We start from the raw sequence: 20,281 nt of genomic DNA on the forward strand, positions 1-20,281 counted from the left end.
TAATTTTTAATATGGCAAAAAAATCAGTAGAAGCCAGACAAAGGAAAAGAGAAGCTATGGTAGCTAAGTTTGCTGAAAAGCGTGCAGCGCTGAAAGCAGCCGGTGATTACCAGGCATTGGATACCCTTCCAAAAAATGCTTCTCCCGTTCGTTTGAAGAATCGCTGCCAGCTGACTGGTCGTCCGAAAGGCTATATGCGTTATTTCGGATTATCAAGGATCATGTTCCGTGATATGGCCCTGGCCGGTAAGATTCCTGGAGTTAAGAAAGCCAGCTGGTAAAATAAAATCCAGCAGGAACTATTAAATTGTAGATATCAGATAGGATATCGCATTGTAAAACAATTATCAATCAAACTTATTAAAGACAATGGTTACTGATCCTATAGCAGACTTCCTGACCCGCATTCGGAATGCTCAAATGGCTGGTCACAGAATAGTGGAGATTCCTGCTTCTAACCTGAAAAAGCGTATTACTGAAATTTTGTACGATAAAGGATATATCCTGAAATACAAATTTGAAGAAGATAGCAAACAGGGCCTGATTAAAATCGCCCTGAAATATGATCCTTCTACTAAAACACCTGCCATCCAGAGTCTGGAGCGTGTTAGCCGTCCTGGTTTGCGCCAGTATGCCAAGCCTGCTGATTTTGTTCGTGTAAAAAACGGATTGGGTGTTGCGATCCTTTCAACTTCTAAAGGAGTAATGACCGATAAGGAAGCGAAATCGCAGAATGTAGGTGGTGAGGTACTTTGTTACATTTATTAATCAACTTATTGCGCAATGGCAACATTGCGCAATTCATATATAACTGGTTGTTGATACATTAAGGCGTCCTATACCCGTCTGACCGATCAACAATCCTTTGCTTAACAAATCAATTTTTTGACATGTCTCGTATAGGTAAAAAACCCATCACAATTCCTTCCGGTGTTACTGTAACAGTTGGAAAAGATAATGTGATCACAGTGAAAGGCCCCAAAGGGGAACTGAAGCAGCCGATTGATCGCGATATCATCGTGGAAGTAGTTGATAATGAAGTGCTGATCAAGCGTCCAACCGACCAGATCCGCCACCGTGCCATGCATGGTTTATATCGTGCCCTGCTGGCCAATCAGGTTAAAGGTGTAACTGAAGGTTTTAAAGCACAAATGGAATTGGTAGGTGTGGGTTTCAAGGCAGCGAATACAGGAAATACACTGGATCTTGCTTTGGGATATTCTCACAATATTATTTTTGAAATTCCAAGTGAAATCAAAGTAGCCACCCTTACAGAAAAAGGACAGAATCCAAAGATTCTACTGGAAGGCGTTGATAAACAACTGCTTGGACAGGTCGCTGCGAAAATCCGCAGTCTGCGTAAACCAGAGCCATACAAAGGAAAAGGTGTTCGTTTTGTTGGTGAAGTGGTTCGCAAGAAAGCTGGTAAATCTGCTGGTAAATAACAGATAAGCCACAAAAAAGCTAATTAATAATTATTCAATTTCTCCGGCAGTATCGGAGCTATAAATAAATAGAAATGGAAACGAAATCAATCAGAAGGCAGAAGATTCAGTACCGCATACGTAAAAAAGTATCTGGTACTGCTCAGAAACCCCGTCTGTCAGTTTTCCGCAGCAATGCCGAAACATATGTGCAATTGATTGACGATGAAAATGGTGTTACCCTGGCTGCAGCTTCAACCCGTGATAAGGATATTGTTGCTCAAAAAGGCACCAAATCTGAAAAGAGCAAATTGTTAGGAGCTGCGATTGCTACCAAAGCAACTGCACTTGGTCTTACTTCGGTTGTATTCGACCGGGGTGGTCGTCTCTACCATGGTCGTATTAAAGCAGTAGCAGATGGTGCTCGTGAAGGAGGACTTCAATTCTAATTCAACGTACCAAATCATCTAAACTCAACTTAATTTCTGCAATAAATGGCACAAGTAATTTTAAATAAAGTAAAAGCCGGTGACCTTGAGCTCAAGGAGAAAGTAGTTGCAATCAATCGTGTTGTGAAAACTACCAAAGGTGGTCGTGCATTCAGTTTCTCTGCACTTGTTGTAGTAGGAAATGAAAATGGAGTGGTAGGTCACGGACTCGGCAAAGCCAAAGAAGTTCAGGAAGCTATTACCAAGGGTATCGAAGACGCAAAGAAAAACCTGATCAAAGTTCCTGTAATGCACGGAACTATTCCACACGATCAGCTGGCTAAAGAAGGAGCTGCTAAAGTATTGATTAAGCCTGCTGCACATGGTACCGGTGTAATTGCCGGAGGTAGCATGCGTGCTGTACTGGAGAGCGCCGGAATTACCGATGTATTGGCAAAAAGCCTTGGTTCTGCTAACCCTCATAATGTGGTTAAAGCAACTTTCAAAGCACTTGCTACTTTGAAAGAACCAATCCAGGTGGCTAAAACCCGTACCGTTAGTCTGAAGAAAGTATTTAATGGATAATCTCCCAATCAGTATAGAGATGAAAAAGATTAAGATCACACAAGTTAAAAGTGCCATCGACCGTCCGGAAAGTCAAAAACTGACCCTTCAGGCACTCGGTCTGAGAAAGATGAATGCCTCCCGCGAGGTTGAAGCCACCCCTCAGATTCTGGGTATGGTACGCAAAGTTGAACACCTTTTAAAGGTGGAAGAAGCTTAAAGAAGGTGAAAGGTCTTTCACCTTTCACTTTTCACTTTTCACCATTCATGCGAGGGGTGATTCCCCGAAAGTTTAAAATCAAGTAAAATGAACCTGCACAATTTAAAGCCAGCAGAAGGCGCAACGCACAAAGAAAAAAGATTAGGTAGAGGTGAAGCATCCGGTAAAGGTGGTACTTCTACAAAAGGTAATAAAGGTGGACAAAGCCGGGCCGGTTACAAGTCCAAACGTGCTCACGAAGGTGGTCAGATGCCTATTCAGCGTCGTGTTCCCAAGCGTGGCTTTACCAATATCCATCGTATTGAATACAAGGTATTCAACCTGGGTCAAATTGAACAATTAGCAGAGAAATACAGTCTGACTGAATTTAATCTGGAAACACTTTATATCAATGGCCTGATTGGTCATACCGATCATGTTAAGGTTCTTGGTACCGGAGAGTTGAAAGCTAAGCTGAATTTTAAGGTGAACGCTGCCAGTGAGAAAGCAAAAGCTGCCATTGAAGCGGCTGGGGGAACAATTGAAATTGTAAAGTAATTTTCTTTATCTTGCCGGACGCATTGGAAAAATGCGTCCTTTTTTATTGGAGGCTCACTTAAATCTCAGAAATCCGTGAAGAAATTAATTCAGACGCTGAAGAATATCTGGAGCATTGAAGAGTTAAGAAATAAGATCATAACTACACTGCTGCTAATTCTGATTTACAGGATCGGGGCTCATATCGTATTGCCCGGTCTTGATCCAAACAAAATTGATACCGAAACTGCTAAATCAGGAGCACTCGGACTGATTGATGCGTTTGCAGGTGGTGCTTTTTCACAGGCATCCATTTTCGCATTGGGTATAATGCCCTATATTTCTGCTTCTATCTTTATGCAACTGATGACCATTCTGGTTCCGCAGATGCAAAAAATTCAGAAAGAAGGAGAAAGTGGACGTAAGAAAATCAATCAATGGACTCGTTATCTGACGGTGGCAGTTACTGCTGTTCAGGCAGGTGCATATGTTGCCTATCTGAATCAGGTAAATGGTCCGGCTTTACTGGCTTCTTATTCCTCTTATTTCTGGCTTTCTACAACCGTGGTGCTTACTGCAGGTACCCTGTTTGTGATGTGGCTGGGTGAGAAAATAACGGATAAAGGTCTTGGAAATGGTACTTCTCTCATTATCATGGTTGGTATCCTTGCCCGTTTGCCGCAGTCTGCTATTCAGGAATGGGCAGCTAAAAGTAACAGAGGCAGCGGGGGATTATTGGTTTTCGTAATTGAAATCGCTGTTTTAATTGCCATAATTATGGGCTTGATTGTATTGGTTCAGGGGGTGCGTAAAATCCCGGTGCAATACGCAAAGCAGATAATTGGTAATAAACAGTTTGGTGGTGCCAGACAATTCCTCCCTTTAAAAGTAAATGGCGCAGGTGTAATGCCAATCATTTTTGCTCAGGCAATTATGTTTCTTCCTACCCTGTTTTCCTATACCAGTTTTGACTCTGGTCAGGGAATAGCCAGAATATTTTCTGATCCCAGGAATGCATGGCATATGGTTATTTATGCGGTAATCGTGATAGGATTTACCTTCCTGTATACTGCCCTGATCTTTAACCCCAAGCAAATTGCGGAGGATCTGAAAAGAAACAACGGTTTTATACCGGGAGTAAAACCTGGTCAGGATACGGCTGATTATATTGGCAGTGTGATGGACCGGATTACCTTACCCGGAGCAATTCTTCTTGCACTGGTAGGTATATTGCCCGGATTTGCCCAGCGACTTGGTATTACACAGGGATTTGCTTCCTTCTTTGGCGGTACTTCCCTGCTGATTATGGTGGGTGTTGTATTGGATACGCTGCAGCAGATTGAGACACAATTGCTGATGCGTCAATATGATGGCCTCATGAAAAGTGGAAGAATCCAGGGGCGTCAGGCCGTAAGTACAACTACTATTTAAGTCGAAGAATTGTACATAATTTATAACTCCCGGTAAAGGATTACCTTTGCCGGGAATTTTTTTTTAGCGCATGATATATTATAAAACCAGTGCCGAAGTTGAACTGATCCGGGAAAGTAGTTTATTGGTTAGCAAAACACTTGCTCAGGTAGCCAGCTCCATTCGTCCGGGTATGACAACTTTACAAGTGGATGAACTGGCAGAACAATTTATCCGTGATCATGGAGCAGTTCCTTCTTTCAAAAATTATAAAGGATTCCCATTTACCTGTTGTATCAGTGTAAATGATGCCGTTGTACACGGATTTCCAAATGATCGACCGATTAAAGAGGGAGATATCGTCTCAGTTGATGTTGGTGTATATAAAAATGGATTCCATGGAGATAGTGCCTATACATTTGCTATTGGAACCATATCAGAAGAATCAAAGCAGTTATTACAGGTTACCAAAGAATCTCTTTATCTGGGAATTGAAAAAGCAATAGCTGGCAACAGAGTAGGAGATATTTCATTTGCCATTCAGGATTTTGCGGAACGCAAGCATAAATATGGTGTTGTGAGGGAACTTGTTGGACATGGATTAGGCAGGCATTTGCATGAAGAACCACAGGTTCCGAATTATGGTAGAAGAGGGAGTGGAGCAAAATTGAAAGATGGATTGGTGATAGCAATAGAACCCATGATTAATATGGGGGTAAAAGAAGTTTGGTATGATGATGATGGCTGGACAGTAAAAACCAAGGATGGTTTACCGGCTGCACATTTCGAACATACTATTTGTGTTCGCAGAGGGAAAGCTGATATTCTCTCCAGTTTTGAAGAGATCGAAGCTGCTGAAAAATCAAATCCGAATTTAGTTAGCTGATATGCGTTTAGGTGCTGCAGCACCCGTTTTTTAACCTGGTCAAAAAGGGTGTTTTCACTCCTGACCAGGTTATTTTTATTTATCATGTTTACACTGTACAGAATTTATTACTGACATTAAAACATGGTACAATGAAAAACATTGATGAATCACTGCATTTCAGTGAAGACCCCCAGGAACAATTAAAAATTGAAAATGAACTGATGAGAATCCGGCTTCAGGCTGAAAAAGGTGCGGAGGTGCATATTTCAGCCGAGGCAAGTCCGGAAATGGAACATGCTTTTCTGAAAATGGTAATGGCTATTGAAGGCATTACCCATTCTGAAAAAGTTGCCATACACCGTTTTATTGGGGAACCACCACTACCTGATCTCACGATAATCCGAACCGAAGAAGAATGCTCCAAACTGGCCGATTTACTTTTAAAGATTCTGAACGGCAATGGACTGGAAATAATTTTTCAGGAAGAATTATCCGGAAAGGAAATGTTGCGATTCCTGGTAGAAGATCTGATGCCTTCGGAAATAGAGGATATCAGGTTTCCTAATTTACGGTCCCTGTTTTTTTACGAGTCGTACTATCCATTGGCTTCCAACAATTGATGCGCTGGTATTCCTGTATTTTTGTTGGTATGGATAATAGGACATTAGTTGTAATTGGAGGAGGTGCTGCCGGCTTTTTTTGTGCAGTAAATGCGGCTGCACTGGATCCGGCATTAACCGTAGTATTACTGGAGAAATCATCCAAACTGCTGTCGAAGGTCCGCATCAGTGGAGGTGGAAGATGTAATGTAACACATGCCTGTTTTGAAATCCCGGCATTGTCTAAAAAGTATCCACGGGGAGAGAAGTTTGTTAAAAAAACATTTGGATATTTTAACCCATCAGACACCATTCAATGGTTTGAAAATAGGGGAGTGCCTTTAAAAGTGGAAGAAGATGGTCGGATGTTTCCTGTTTCCAACGATTCTGCATCAATAATCACCTGTTTATTGACGGAAGCTGCTAAATATGGAGTGCAGATCCGTATGAATCAGGAAGTGCAGGAGTTGGAGCAATTAGAAGGGAGCTGGCGAATTAAAACAACAACCAATGAATTTTTTGCAGATGCTGTATGTGTGGCTTCTGGTGGGTATCCTAAAAGCAGTCAGTTTGATTGGCTCAAATCTACCAAACATGTTATTCAGGATCCGGTTCCATCGCTGTTCACATTCAACCTGCCGGGCCATTCGATCCGGGATCTGATGGGAGTGGTGGTTGACCCGGCGCAGGTTAAAATTAACGGAACCAAACTGATGGAAAAAGGACCGGTGTTGATTACGCATTGGGGATTAAGCGGTCCGGCTATTTTGCGTTTAAGTGCCTGGGGAGCCCGCCAGCTGGCTGAAAAAAACTGGCAATTCCGGGTAGTAATAAACTGGGTGCCAGACTATCATGAACAGCGTTTGCTTGAATTTATCCGGTTGTTCCGCAATGAAAAAGGCGCGCTTAAATTAATAAACAGAAATCCCTTTGGTTTACCACAGCGATTTTGGGAATACCTGTTAAATGAAACAGGAGCAGATCCCGAAGCTAAATGGGGTGAATTACCAGCCAGAGAGCAGAATAAACTGGTTAAACTATTGTGCGCCATGGAGTTGGAGGTGCATGGAAAAACAACCTTTAAAGAGGAGTTTGTAACCGCAGGCGGAATCTCATTGGCCGACGTAAATCCGGCTACCATGGAAAGCCGGTTACACCCCGGACTCTATTTTGCGGGGGAGGTGCTGGATGTGGATGGAATCACGGGTGGTTTCAATTTTCAACATGCCTGGACCAGTGGCTGGCTGGCAGCTAATTCCATCGTTAAAAAATAGCCCAAAAAGCAGCTGTGAAGCTCATTTTACCTATCTTTGCAGGCCCGAATAAAACCATCGGGAAAACAATATGTTTCAAAACATTTTTGCTAAACAATTAAACGCTGATGATCAGGAGTCTGCTGCTGCACCCGCAGAAGCAACTACAGCGACAACAACTGCACCTGAGGCACCTGTTGAGGTAGCCACTGCGCACGATGATTTCGACTGGAGCATCGACAAGCGCAATGTTTCTTCTTACAATTCTGAAGAAAAAGCAAAGTACGACAAAGTGTACGAAGCAACTTTTGTTGCTATCACTGATGGAGAACTGATTAAAGGTGCTGTGGTTGGTTTAACTAAAACCGACGTAGTACTGAACATCGGATTTAAAAGTGATGGTTTGATTTCCTTAAACGAATTCCGTGATCTTCATGGATTGAAGATTGGTGATGAAGTGGAAGTTATGGTGGTGGAAAAAGAAGACCGTCAGGGCCATCTTCACCTAAGCCGCAAACAGGCTCGTATTACACGTGCATGGGAAAAAATCGTGGAAGTTCACAAGACTGGTGAAATTGTTACTGGTACCGTTACCAGCAAAACCAAAGGTGGTCTTATCGTGGATGTATTTGGTATGGAAACCTTCCTGCCAGGTTCTCAGATCGATGTGAAACCGGTAACTGATTATGATCAGTTTGTTGGTAAAACAATGGAATTCAAAGTGGTGAAAGTAAACGAAGCCATCAAGAATGCAGTAGTATCGCACAAAGCATTGATCGAAAGCGATATCGAAGCACAACGTGCAGAGATTATGGGCAAACTCGAAAAAGGCCAGGTACTGGAAGGAACCATCAAGAATATCACCGATTTCGGTGCCTTTATGGATCTGGGTGGTCTGGACGGATTGCTCTACATTACCGATATCAGCTGGGGTCGTATCAACCACCCTTCAGAGGTGTTGAAACTGGACCAGAAGCTGAATGTGGTGGTATTGGATTTCGACGACGACAAAAAGCGGATCAGCCTTGGTCTGAAACAACTTACGCCACATCCTTGGGATGTGCTGCCTGAAAACGTTACAGAAAGTAATGTAGTTAAAGGTAAAGTTGTGAATATTGAAGATTATGGCGCATTCCTGGAAATTATGCCTGGAGTGGAAGGACTGGTTCACGTTAGTGAAATTACCTGGGCAAATACCCCCATCAACGCGAAAGAATTCTTTAAACTGGGCGACGAATACGAAGCTAAAATCGTTACCCTTGATAAGGATGCACGCAAGATGAGTCTTTCTATCAAACAAATGACTCCTGATCCCTGGAATGAAATCGAAAATAAATTCCCTGTTGAAAGCCGTCATAGCGGTCTCGTGAAAAACATTACTCCTTACGGTGTATTTGTTGAACTGGAGCCTGGTATTGGTGGTATGATTCACATCAGTGACCTGAGCTGGCTGAAGCGATTCAACCATCCTTCTGAGTACACTAAAGTGGGAGAGAGAATCGATATTATCATTCTCGGAATTGATAAAGAAAACCGCAAACTGCAACTTGGACATAAGCAACTGGAAGAAGATCCCTGGAATGCACTGGAAGATACATTTGCTATCGGTACAGTTCATGAAGGAACCGTAATCCGTAAGGACGACAAAGGTGCTATTGTTCAATTGCCTTATGGTTTGGAAGGATTTGCTCCTAACCGTCACCTTGCAAAAGAAGATGGTAGCTCTGTAAATGCGGAAGAAACCAATCAGTTTTTGGTAATCGAATTCGACCGTAACGAAAAGCGGATTGTTGTAAGTCACGCACGCACCTGGGAAGTTGCTAAAGCAGAAGAAAGAGAAGCTGTTAAGAAGGAAGCTAAAGCTGAAGCAGATAAAACCAAGAAAGCGGTTAAGAATATCCAAAGCAAAGTTGAAAAAGCTACTTTGGGTGATCTGGGTGTACTGGCTGAACTCAAGAAGAAGCTGGAAGGCGGGGAAGGCGAAGGCGCTTAATAAGCAAATTGGAATTCTCAATAATAAGGTGCAGCAAAAGCTGCACCTTTTTTTATGTCGGAATCTGATTTGCTTGTTCCATAATAAACAGGTACCTTAAAACTAGTTTCTTTTCCCGTTCTTTTTTTCTTGCGATTTGTTACAAATCCAACACAAGCCTCATGTTCAAATTTGCTGACATCCATTGCCATCCGAATTTGAAAACCTTCGGTCATTCATTTAATGAATCGGTTATTTCCGATCCACGCTCTAATCTATGGTACCACCAACCACTTACAAAATACCGTCGGCTGGTAAAAAATATATCTGGTATTTCTAGCTACTCTCAGGCCGACCTTTCAGCCATGTGTTCTGGAAATGTGAAGCTGGCATTCGTTTCTCTTTATCCGTTTGAAAAAGGATTTTTTATTAATCTTACAGGAAGTGGGTTGGTTTCTGCATATGTATCTGATCTTGTTACAGGTATAGGTTACCGAAGAGTGAGGCATCTGCAGCGGCATCTCGATTACTTCCAGGACCTTGAGCGGGAATATGATTTTTTTCGAAATAGTGAGCGAAGCTCTCCAGAAAATGGTGAGGATCGAAGCTGGACTTTTATTTCTTCCTCGCAGGAACTGGAGGAAGTTATGATTGCCAAAAACAGATTGGGAATAGTGCTAAGCATTGAAGGCGCTCATGTTTTTAATACTGGATTGGGAGAGTTTGGCCGAACTCCGGATCCTGATGAAGTTGTTGAAAAGGTCAGGGCTGTTAAACAATGGGAGCATCCGCCTGTTTTTATAACATTTGCCCATAATTTCTACAATGACCTATGCGGGCATGCACCTAGTCTTGAAATACTTGGACCGCTTGTAAACCAGAAGAATGGAATGAATGAAGGTTTTACAGAGCTCGGTATTAAAACGCTTCATGAACTGCTAAGTGATGAACAGGGCGCTCCCATACTGATTGATATAAAACACATGAGTCTTAAGGCAAGGAAGCAATATTTTGAAATTCTTGAAACGGACTATGCTCCTAGTCAATGGCTTCCGATTATCGTGAGTCATGGTGGTGTAACCGGCCTTAATTTAATTGGAGGAACAACCATACCCGGAGCTGAAAACCTTTTTTATAAGACAGATATTAATTTCTATGATGAAGAACTTATTACAATTTCTAAATCGGGAGGATTATTTGCCCTTCAGTTAGACTGCAGAAGACTGGCCAGCAAATCATTTATTCACCAGGTACCAGCCATCGCTGCACAAAAAAAAGTAAGTCCTGCAGCTTTGCTGGTTTGGACCCAGATTCAACATATAGCGGAAGTATTAGACAGGGCCCGATTGCCTGCCTGGGATATGATATGTATTGGAAGTGATTTTGATGGTTCAGTTAATCCGCCAGATGGTTGCCTTGGTTCCATGGACTTTTCAGACCTTGGAATGAATTTGCTGAAGCTAATTGAAAACTACTTATTACTTCGTAAGGGAACCTGGAATTTACCTGAAAATGGCTGGTTAGAGCCGGTATCCATTATGCAAAAAATAAGTTCGGGAAATGCAGTGTCTTTCCTCGATCAGTATTTCAGGAAATACAAAAAAAAGCCTGCCTTGTAATGCTCCATGGAATTAAGTAAACCTAGAAGGTTGGCTGCTGATTTCATAAACATTCACTCCGTTTATTCGGCCAAATGGTTTTAAATCCCCCTTCGCTACTACGCACCTGTTGCATACAAAGCAGGCATAAATCTATAAAGAGCTGGTTTCCCAGTTGGGTAGACGGTTTTGTTAGGGTAATTGGGCAGGTTGGTTGGATTCCGGATGAAGAAGTCTGATTTCCGGGCTTTTCATGGATCTTAGAAAAGAAAGTTGATTGACATAGGTCTCGCCGGTTTCATAAGATATTGAAAGAGTTCTGGACGGTTGTTACTGGACATTGGATGGTTGGAGTTTCGATTCCCGTCAATCAACTTCTGAAACAAAGGTAGGTGGAGCAGGTATCAGGTACAAGAGCGGAATTGCTGAATTTTAGCCATACAGGAAATACTGGAAAATTCGTAAAATTTCGACCCGCTATAGGGATAGTTACGATGGTAAAAAGGCTAAATTTATGGAAAATTGCAAAGATGGTATATTCCGAACAGGTATATTTACGTAGAACTACTATAGTGAATGTTCAGGAATTTTTACAACTTGCAAACCGAAAGGATCCGAAAAATGACCTTTCCCAATTCGCAAAATTCACCGTATGAAAAAACCAGACCCGAACAATCCTATTAAGGTTGCTATTGCCGATGACCATGCACTTTTCCGTGCAGGTGTCAAAACAGCCCTCTCTGCAAAAAAAGATGTAGAGTTGATAGCAGAGGCAGATAATGGGATGCAATTATTGAATTTGCTCAAACATATTGAGCCGGATGTTATTCTGCTTGACATTCAGATGCCTATAATGGATGGGATTACTACGCTTCCTGAAATTCGTAAAATAAACCCGAATGTAAAAGTGATTATCCTATCCATGCACAATGACCATTCCATGATCTCAAAACTTATGGAAATTGGAGCAAATTCCTACCTCACTAAAAATTCTGATTCCGAAACCATTTATCAGGCAATTAAAACCTGTTATGAACAGGAGTTCTTCTTCAATGAGTTAACCAATAAAGCCCTGCTGACGGGTTTGCGTACCCGTAAAACAGAACCCGATCATTTACTGGACGCGCAATTGACAGATAAAGAAATCAGGATTCTAAAACTGATGTGTGAAGAAAAAACCACCAAGGAAATTGCTGATATTGTTGATATCAGTCCCAGAACGGTGGAGGCAATCCGTGATAAATTAAAAACAAAAACCGGTGCAAAATCGATGGCCGGTTTGGTCATGTATGCTGTGAAAAAAGGGTTTGTTCAGGAAACCTGAAGGATAGGTTGATTAAAGATTATTTTTTTATCCCCTGTTTGATATACCGAAATCAGACAGGGGATATTTTTTTATCGTATTTTTTCTACAAACCCTAGGTACTACTACTCAATCTGGGTATCCATTCGTCGAAATTTTCGATAAAAGCTTTCATTTCATCGATGGTAGATAGATTTTTGACGTTATATCCTCGAATCCAAATCCGACTATGAAAAAACTCTACCTATTCCTAACCATTCTTTACACCTTAATTCACTATCAGGAGGTACAGGCGCAAACTTGTACACTTACTGTGAGTTCAGCCGTATCGCAAGAGTCCAGATGTAAGGCCACCGGTACCATCACCGTATCCGCTTCCAGTGGTAGCGGAAATTACAATTACCGGGTTTTGGGTCCAATTAATACCCCCTATACTTCTTCTTCAACCATAAGTGGACTCTCTGCCGGAACCTATACGGTTATGGTGCAGGATGTATCCACCAATTGTGTTGCTGAACTGCAGAATATCATCGTACCCGGTACCTATGAAGATCCCCGTTTTAATCTGGTTAAAACCGATGAGACCTGCGCCAATGCAAGTGACGCAACAATTACGGTATCGAATTTAACGGGTGGTCGTTCTCCCTACACTTTCACCATCGTTGCACCTTCGCCAGCAGGAATTGGTACATCGAATTCAACCGGTGTATTTTCCGGATTACCAGGTGGTGAATATGCGATTGAATTGAAAGACTCCTGCGGAGGAATTCAAACCCGTCGGGTGAATGTACTATCCTACGACTGGTGGATTGAATACCATAGTGGTTCAAGAGTAAATTGCCGGGATGGAAATTTTGAAATTCGTGTGCGCGATTCAAGAGGTAATTCCAATACCAATAATCCAATCTTTAATTCATTTCAATACGGTGCAGTGAATAGTCCGGGTGATACCACCTGGTATTCAACCTATCAGTTCACTTATGATCTGGAGTCTCGTCGTTCTCTGCGCCTGGTTACAAAAGATGCTTGTGGTAATGTTCGTGGTGTTAACTGGTCCGATAACCAGATTCCCGCTGTAGCAAATGTTGTTTTAACCAGCTTTCAATCCTGTAATAGTTTCACAGCTTCCATAACCGGACAGGTGAATCTGAATAACCCAACCTATTGTCTGATTAACAGCAGCAATGTTCAGGTTGCATGTAATTCAACCGGTGTGTTTTCCGGTATTCAGGAAGGAACCTATTCCATTACCGTGCGGGATGATTGTTTTGATACAACTATTACCCGCAACTTCACCATGTCGCAACCACAGTTAAGTCTGAATCCAAATGTAAATTTAAACAGGATCAGTTGTGATCAGGTAACAGCCTCCGTAAGTGGACTGGTGAATTTTACAAACCCAAATTTCTGTTTGTTTAATAGTTCCGGTGTACAGCTTGCCTGTAATACAACCGGCAGCTTCCCAAATTTGGCGAATGGTTCCTATTGTATAGAAGTAAAAGATGGCTGTTATGATACAACTTTAACCAGATGTTTCACTGTTCAGCCGTTGATACCCTCAGTTGCAGCAAGTGTAACTGTTACTGATCCACAATGTGAAGATTTTGATGTTAGCATAACCGGACAAACCAATCTTACCAATCCTCAATATTGTTTATTCAACCAGGCCGGTGTTCAGATCGCCTGTAACAATAATGGAAATTTTGGTAATATTCCCTATGGAAATTATTGCATGCGAATTACCAATGATGCTGCCTGCTATGATACCACCATTGAGCGTTGCTTTGCCGTATTGCCAATTCCGCCCTCTGTTAATTCTCAGTTGGATGTAGTGCGGAATTGTACAACCATCGATTTGAGTATTGGCGGACAAACCAATATCACCAACCCTCAATATTGTTTGTATGATGCATCCAATACATTGATTGGTTGTAATACAACCGGCGTGTTTCCCGGACTTCCGTATGGATCCTATTGCATGGATATCCGGAATGATGTGAATTGTTATGATACCACAATTCGAAGATGTATTACCGTTGCACCGAACATTCCAGCTGTTGGCAGCCTGCAGGCGGGTAACCGCGACTGTACTGGTTTTACCATGAGCCTAAATGGTATGACCAATCTTACCAATGCACAATTCACTTTAAAGAATAGTGCAGGAACGGTGATAGGAACTAATTCAACAGGCTTATTTAACAATGTTCCTTATGGTTCTTATTGCATGGAAGTTCAAAATGATGTGAACTGTTATGATACTCTGATCACCCGTTGTATTAATGTAACACAGAATATACCAAACGCAGGAGGTGTTCAGTTCTCCAACAGAGATTGTGATGGCTTCAATGCAAGAATTCAATGGGTAAGTAATTTCAGTTCCCCAACTTATACGCTTCGGGATTCTGCAAATAATATTGTATCAACCAGCAGCAACGGACAATTCTATAATCTTCCATACGGATCCTATTGTATAGGAATTCGCGACAATTGTTATGATACCACTATTAACCGTTGTTTTGAAGTTCGTCGTTCTTCACCCGGTATTTCACTGACAGCCCAGCCGTCCTGTGAGTTCAACAGAACCAATATCCGGGTGAATGTAAACAACGGATTCGGTCCATATACGGTGAATGTGTATAATCCGGCTGATTCATTGGTAAAAACCGTAACTACCGGAAGTACAAGCATTCGGGTTGAAAACCTGGATATGTTGCCGGGAACTCAGCAGTATCGCGTTGAATTAACGGATAATTGCGGAAGTGCTACCAGTGGTATGGTAACGCCTGTTATGAGCACCTTCAGCAGTGATATACAGGTATTGTCAAAATGTCCATCGGGTGCCAACCAGAATGGTTCTTCTGAGTTAACCATCACTGTCAGTTCCAACCTGGGAATTATCAGTCCCACTATTATTAATAAAGACGGAAATTTGGTAAATATCCCATACAATACGGGTTCAGTTGCAGTGTATAAATGGACAGATCTGGAGCCGGCAACTTATGTTGTACAGTATAATCTTCCGGGAAGTTGTAATAATAAAGGCTACGATACGGTAGTGGTAGGTGCATACCAGTATCCTCAACTGGATAAATCTGCATCCTTCCAATGTGATAATAATTCCTTTAGTGTGGGTGCTGATGTAACAGGTGGTGCACCTCCCTTCATGTATGAGATTATCGGAAGTGTACCTTCTGCTCCTTCCATTGTTGCACCACCTCAGGCAAGTCCGGTTTTCAGTATTAATAATGGAAACAGTTATTCCCTGGTTCGTTTAAGAGTGGTGGATTATTGCGGAAATGCAACACTGAATGATGTGAGCGTTCTTCCGCTGCAAAATATAGTAGTAACAGCCCAGTCTGATTGTTATTACACAGATGTAACCTTATCCGTTCCAAATTTTGCAAATGCCAGTTATGAATGGTACCATAAATTATCCGATACAGACAGTGTGTTGGTAGGAACGGATAGAGAGTATATGATTCCTTATCTTGAACCCAACAGCATCGGAGAATATGTGGCAAGAGTTTCTGTAAATAATGGTTGTTTGGTAAGACTCAACTATTATAATGTAACAGGTAATTGTGGTGGTGTTCTTTCTGACAAATTGAAGCTGAATGGCAAAACTGTTCGTAAATCAAATCAGTTAAGCTGGAATCATATTCAAACTGGGGATATTATCCGGTACCAGGTAGAGCGTTTGAATCCAACTTCCAATGAGTTTCAGGTTATTGGTGAAGTAAGTGTAACGAACAACAGAGCCGGCATTCAATTCAGTTATACGGATGACCGCCTGCTTGATCCAATACACCAATACCGTATCAAGGCAATAGATAAGAGTGGAAAAATTAGCTACTCCAATCTGCTAAAGCTGAAGATGGATAATGGGGCAATGCTGCCTATCAGGATTTATCCAAACCCGGTTAAGGAGCTGGTGCATATTTCCTTCCAGGCAAATCAGCCGGGAATGTATCAGCTTGATCTGATGAATGCAGCCGGACAGGTTTTGTATCAAACACAAAAAGCCGTAAGCGGACCTATGACTGTTACAATTCAGCGTCAGGTATCAATGAAACCAGGCATTTATTTCCTGAAAGTTCGTAATACAGCAACAGGAACCGAAACAATCGAGAAATTACTCTTCCAATAATTTGCATGCAGCATATAAGTGTTTATTTTTACTTATATGCTGCATTTTTACCCCAAACCTGTAGGAATACTCCTTGGTATTTGTTTATTGGCATGTTCCAAGTCTGGAGAATCATCCGACTTTAAACCACTTTTTAAGGAAGCAACGGGAGTGCTGCTGGCCAGTGATTTTCCCGCAGAAGTTTCCGGAATTGCGGATAGTTATTCCCAACCGGGTTCTATCTGGATGATTGAGGATAGTCATAATGGTGCAGTTTTATTACAGGTAGGGCATGATGGAGCACTAAAGGATCCCGTTGAGTTACCCGGAGCTACCAATCGGGACTGGGAAGACCTTGCTATTGGAGCCGGCCCCGATCAGGATAGGAAATATCTCTATATCGCCGAAACGGGTGACAATGCCCGTCAGCATAATGAATATGCAATTTACAGGCTGGAAGAGCCTGCAGCAGGGGTAACAACCGTTCAGAATCTGGTAAAAATCAGGTTTACTTATGGCGATGGAGCATCTCATAACACCGAAGCTGTACTGGTTGATCCGGCAACAAAAGATATACTTTTAATTACCAAAGAGAAACCCGCATCTATCTATGTTTTAAGGTATCCCTATAGTACGAATGAAATTAATATTGCGGAGTCTGCAGGAGCAACCAAACTGGAAACAGTGACAGGAGCTGCCATTGGGCAGGATGGACAGGAACTATTGCTCAGAACCTATACAGGCATTTCTTACTGGAAAAGGAATGCGGGAGAAAGCCCGGCTGATGCTTTAATACGTGCCCCTGTCTCCATTTCTGCGCCTATGGAACCGCAGGGAGAAGCCATTGCATTCAGGAAAGACCTGGGCGGCTTTTTTACATTAAGTGAAAATGCGGGTTTACCGGTACAATTGCGGCTGTTTTTTTACCAGCGTAATTAGACAAAGGCTTTATTGAAGTGCTTCCCGCAGCATATTCATGGAAATGGCGGTATGACTTGCATCAAACACACAAACCCCATCCCGTATGAGCAGTATCTGGGGTGATTCATGTTCAATGCCAAAACCTGTTGCTATTTCATTTGAAACTGACCTGTATTGAATCAGGTCCAGATAATGAAATTCAATTCCTTCCGGAATACTTGCTTTATCAAGCCTGTTTTTAGCCATTGCACTGATGGAACAGCGGGTACTATGCTTGAAAATAACCTGAGGTTTGGAGAAAGAAGCCTGCTTTATATGTTCAATTTGTTCCAGGTTGGAAAGTGTAATCCAATTCATTGTCTTTGCTCCTTTTTAATAACCCACCATTCCTGAAGAAACTTTACACCCGCCTCTTGATGTGGTGCATGAACTTAACCCAATGGTTAATAAACCGGCCAATCCCAATACTATCCAGAACTTTTTCATGATAACCAATTTTGATACTGACTTGCAAATTACATACCTATTTGCAAGATCAGCGAAAATTCCAGGTTTAAACATGAAAATTAATAATAATTTATGGTATGCAGTAAAGGGTATGATTGGCCAAATTGCCAATAAGTGTACATTTGCGCCATGGCGTTACAATTACAAAAACCTATCGCATTTATAGATCTTGAAACTACAGGTACAAATCTTGGTATTGACAGGATCGTGGAAATAGCCATAGTACGAATCGGGAAAGATTATAGCAAAACAACCAAACGCAAACTGATTAATCCGGAAATGCCCATTCCGGCTGGTGCTTCCGATGTGCATGGTATTACGGATGAAATGGTAAAAGACGCACCCAGTTTTCGTCAGGTGGCCAATGAAATGAAACAATTTCTGGAAAACTGCGATTTGGCAGGATATAATTCCAACAGATTTGATATCCCCTTATTGGTAGAAGAGTTCCTGCGGGCTGGTTTGGAATTTGAGGTTGGATCCCGCAAATTATTGGATGTACAGAAAATATTCCATTTGATGGAACAGCGCACGCTCAGTGCGGCATATAAATTCTATTGCAATAAAACACTGGATGGTGCACATAGCGCCGAAGTGGATGCAACTGCTACATGGGAAGTATTGGAGGCGCAATTAATACGGTATCCCCAACTGGGCGATACGGTTGATTCTGTAATCAAGTTTATTGGTGAAGAACAAATTGTTGATTTTGCCCGGCGTTTTGTGTTTCAGAATGGAGTGGAAGTGTTCAATTTCGGCAAACATAAGGGACGGCCTGTGACTGACGTATTAAAGTCAGAACCTCAATATTATGACTGGATGATGAAGGGTGATTTCCCACTTCATACCAAACAGAAGTTAACTGAAATACTGAACAGAACCCTGCTGAAGAAAAGTTAATTCTATTATTTTCGCTTCACATTTTTAGTGGAAAAAATTGTCATTATACCAACCTATAACGAGAAGGAAAATATTTCTTCTATTTTGAAGGCCATTTTTGACCTTCAACAGGACTTTCATGTGCTGGTAATTGATGATGGTTCACCCGATGGCACAGCAGAGATTGTAAAGTCTCTTCAGTTGACATATCCCGGGCAATTATTTCTTGAACAGCGAACAGGAAAATTGGGATTGGGCACAGCTTATATTCACGGATTTAAGTGGTCGCTGGCAAAAGGCTATCGATATATTTTTGAGATGGATGCAGATTTCTCACATAATCCGAAAGACCTTCAGCGTTTATATACTGCCTGCGCAAATGAGGGTGCTGATGTCGCTATCGGATCACGTTGGGTTAAAGGAGGCGGAACGGTGAACTGGCCCTGGGACAGGATTTTTTTATCCAAGGGAGGAAGTATCTACACAAGATTGATTACCTGGATTCCGGTCAAAGACACCACGGCGGGTTTTGTTTGTTATAAACGCGAAGTGCTGGAAGCCCTGAATCTGGATGAAATCCGTTTTCTCGGTTATGCATTCCAGATAGAAATGAAATTTGCTTCCTGGAAACTTGGTTTTAAAATAAAGGAAGTGCCCATCATATTTGAAGATCGTCAGTATGGTGTTTCCAAAATGCATAAAGGCATCGTAAAAGAAGGTATACTGGGTGTTTTGCGTTTGCGCTGGGAAAGTCTGTTTAAAGATTATCACAACCGGATGAAAAACACTGATGATGAGGAAGCTGCAGCATGAAAACTGCATTCATTCGGTTACATCTTGCCGTACTATTGGCCGGCTTCACCGGAGTCCTGGGCAGATTGATAACACTGAATGAAGCCTTGATTGTCTGGTACCGTTTGTTACTGAGTGCCATCGCTCTCTGGCTGATTGTCGCCTTCAGAAAAACTGTTCCGCTTCTGCCTTTAAAGCTCATTCTTTCCATTTTTGGTGTTGGATTGATTGCTGCCCTGCATTGGGTTAGTTTTTATGGTGCTATTAAATATTCAAATGTATCAGTAACGCTTGTTTGTTTTTCCTCCATAGGTTTTTTTACTGCCCTGGTGGAACCTCTTCTCCTTAGGAAAAAATTAGCCTGGCAGGAACTGGCTCTTGGATTATTGGTGATGCTGGGAATATTTATCATTTTTCAATTCGACAGTCAGTATAAAACAGGTATTATAATTGGTACCATTTCTGCCTTCCTTGCTGCCATCTTTCCGGTATTAAACCGACAATTATTGAAGAAAATTTCTGTTGAAAGTCTGGTTACCTACGAACTCACGGGTGGGTTTCTGACTCTTAGTTTATTGATGCCGGTTTATCTTTATTATTTCCCTGCCAGCTACCTTATTCCAAATCTTCCTGATCTGGGCTGGTTATTAATTTTGTCACTGCTTTGTACGGTTTGGGCATTTTATCTGTCCTCCTATGCCCTCCAGCATATTTCTGCATTTACCGTTAATCTCAGTTATAACCTGGAACCCGTTTATGGAATTCTGCTTGCTTTTTTTCTGTTTAATGAAAATGAAAAGCTGGGCATTCATTTTTATATTGGTTTGCTTTGCATTGTAAGTGCTGTTTCTATCCAGTTATTTCGGGTTTGGAAGAGCCATCGGTAAACCGGATTGTGTTA

21 protein-coding genes are annotated in these 20,281 nt (G+C 41.8%); 19 read left to right on the top strand and 2 right to left on the bottom strand.

The window, feature by feature from the left end; all coding sequences use genetic code 11:
* Positions 1-11 precede the first annotated feature (11 nt).
* The 12 genes from rpsN (at position 12) to rpsA (ending at position 9,275) form a co-directional block, all read left to right on the top strand.
* Positions 12-281, top strand: a complete 270-nt coding sequence (rpsN, locus tag B2746_RS10145) for a 30S ribosomal protein S14 (protein WP_290793007.1) — start codon at positions 12-14, stop codon at positions 279-281.
* 88 nt (positions 282-369) lie between these two features.
* Complete coding sequence (gene rpsH / locus B2746_RS10150; RefSeq protein ID WP_290793010.1) at positions 370-768, top strand: 30S ribosomal protein S8; 399 nt, start codon at positions 370-372, stop codon at positions 766-768.
* Positions 769-890: 122 nt separating this feature from the next.
* A complete protein-coding gene (gene rplF, locus B2746_RS10155; protein WP_290793013.1) occupies positions 891-1,445 on the top strand; it encodes a 50S ribosomal protein L6 in 555 nt (184 codons plus the stop codon).
* 74 nt (positions 1,446-1,519) lie between these two features.
* Positions 1,520-1,873, top strand: a complete 354-nt coding sequence (gene rplR, locus B2746_RS10160; protein WP_290793016.1) for a 50S ribosomal protein L18 — start codon at positions 1,520-1,522, stop codon at positions 1,871-1,873.
* Positions 1,874-1,918: 45 nt separating this feature from the next.
* The gene (gene rpsE, locus B2746_RS10165; RefSeq protein ID WP_290793019.1) at positions 1,919-2,437 is read left to right on the top strand and encodes a 30S ribosomal protein S5; all 519 of its coding nucleotides are present in this window, start codon (positions 1,919-1,921) and stop codon (positions 2,435-2,437) included.
* A gap of 19 nt (positions 2,438-2,456) precedes the next feature.
* Positions 2,457-2,636: a 50S ribosomal protein L30 gene (gene rpmD, locus B2746_RS10170; protein ID WP_290793022.1), complete on the top strand. Its 180-nt coding sequence runs from the start codon at positions 2,457-2,459 to the stop codon at positions 2,634-2,636.
* Between the two features lie 87 nt (positions 2,637-2,723).
* Entirely contained in the window at positions 2,724-3,173 is a 450-nt protein-coding gene (rplO, locus tag B2746_RS10175) for a 50S ribosomal protein L15 (protein ID WP_290793025.1), read from the top strand.
* A 75-nt stretch (positions 3,174-3,248) separates the two neighbouring features.
* Entirely contained in the window at positions 3,249-4,583 is a 1,335-nt protein-coding gene (gene secY / locus B2746_RS10180; protein WP_290793029.1) for a preprotein translocase subunit SecY, read from the top strand.
* Between the two features lie 70 nt (positions 4,584-4,653).
* Positions 4,654-5,448, top strand: a complete 795-nt coding sequence (gene map / locus B2746_RS10185) for a type I methionyl aminopeptidase (protein WP_290793032.1) — start codon at positions 4,654-4,656, stop codon at positions 5,446-5,448.
* Between the two features lie 131 nt (positions 5,449-5,579).
* Positions 5,580-6,050 carry a hypothetical protein gene (locus tag B2746_RS10190; RefSeq protein WP_290793035.1) on the top strand — a complete coding sequence of 157 codons (471 nt, stop codon included), beginning with the start codon at positions 5,580-5,582 and terminating at the stop codon, positions 6,048-6,050.
* 29 nt (positions 6,051-6,079) lie between these two features.
* Complete coding sequence (locus B2746_RS10195; RefSeq protein ID WP_290793038.1) at positions 6,080-7,303, top strand: NAD(P)/FAD-dependent oxidoreductase; 1,224 nt, start codon at positions 6,080-6,082, stop codon at positions 7,301-7,303.
* 70 nt (positions 7,304-7,373) lie between these two features.
* The gene (rpsA, locus tag B2746_RS10200; RefSeq protein WP_290793040.1) at positions 7,374-9,275 is read left to right on the top strand and encodes a 30S ribosomal protein S1; all 1,902 of its coding nucleotides are present in this window, start codon (positions 7,374-7,376) and stop codon (positions 9,273-9,275) included.
* A 17-nt stretch (positions 9,276-9,292) separates the two neighbouring features.
* On the opposite strand, the gene B2746_RS10205 is transcribed toward rpsA, so the two are convergent.
* Complete coding sequence (locus tag B2746_RS10205; protein WP_290794071.1) at positions 9,293-9,460, bottom strand: hypothetical protein; 168 nt, start codon at positions 9,458-9,460, stop codon at positions 9,293-9,295.
* Between B2746_RS10205 and B2746_RS10210 the strand changes: the two genes are divergently transcribed.
* From B2746_RS10210 to B2746_RS10225, 4 genes are all read left to right on the top strand, one after another.
* Positions 9,437-10,873, top strand: coding sequence for a membrane dipeptidase (locus B2746_RS10210; protein WP_290793043.1), 1,437 nt, complete (start codon positions 9,437-9,439; stop codon positions 10,871-10,873). The genes B2746_RS10205 and B2746_RS10210 overlap by 24 nt on opposite strands.
* 631 nt (positions 10,874-11,504) lie before the next feature.
* Positions 11,505-12,176: a response regulator transcription factor gene (locus B2746_RS10215; protein WP_290793046.1), complete on the top strand. Its 672-nt coding sequence runs from the start codon at positions 11,505-11,507 to the stop codon at positions 12,174-12,176.
* Between the two features lie 208 nt (positions 12,177-12,384).
* Entirely contained in the window at positions 12,385-16,302 is a 3,918-nt protein-coding gene (locus B2746_RS10220; RefSeq protein ID WP_290793049.1) for a T9SS type A sorting domain-containing protein, read from the top strand.
* A gap of 36 nt (positions 16,303-16,338) precedes the next feature.
* A complete protein-coding gene (locus B2746_RS10225; protein ID WP_290793052.1) occupies positions 16,339-17,220 on the top strand; it encodes a hypothetical protein in 882 nt (293 codons plus the stop codon).
* A gap of 9 nt (positions 17,221-17,229) precedes the next feature.
* Here the strand turns inward: B2746_RS10225 and ytxJ are convergent, their stop codons facing one another.
* On the bottom strand, positions 17,230-17,559 hold the full coding sequence (ytxJ, locus tag B2746_RS10230; RefSeq protein WP_290793055.1) for a bacillithiol system redox-active protein YtxJ: 330 nt from the start codon (positions 17,557-17,559) through the stop codon (positions 17,230-17,232).
* A gap of 279 nt (positions 17,560-17,838) precedes the next feature.
* Here ytxJ and B2746_RS10235 point away from each other — a divergent pair, with 279 nt between their 5' ends.
* The 3 genes from B2746_RS10235 to B2746_RS10245 are packed head-to-tail and all read left to right on the top strand — an operon-like array spanning position 17,839 to position 20,267.
* Positions 17,839-18,609 (top strand): 3'-5' exonuclease, encoded by a 771-nt coding sequence (locus B2746_RS10235; RefSeq protein WP_290793057.1) that lies wholly within the window; start codon positions 17,839-17,841, stop codon positions 18,607-18,609.
* A gap of 27 nt (positions 18,610-18,636) precedes the next feature.
* Positions 18,637-19,401 (top strand): polyprenol monophosphomannose synthase, encoded by a 765-nt coding sequence (locus tag B2746_RS10240; protein WP_290793060.1) that lies wholly within the window; start codon positions 18,637-18,639, stop codon positions 19,399-19,401.
* A complete protein-coding gene (locus tag B2746_RS10245; protein WP_290793063.1) occupies positions 19,398-20,267 on the top strand; it encodes a DMT family transporter in 870 nt (289 codons plus the stop codon). Before B2746_RS10240 ends, B2746_RS10245 begins: the two co-directional genes overlap by 4 nt.
* The last annotated feature ends 14 nt before the right edge of the window (positions 20,268-20,281 follow it).

The sequence above is a fragment of the Flavihumibacter sp. UBA7668 genome, assembly GCF_002483205.1.
In the GTDB taxonomy this organism is placed as follows: domain Bacteria; phylum Bacteroidota; class Bacteroidia; order Chitinophagales; family Chitinophagaceae; genus Flavihumibacter.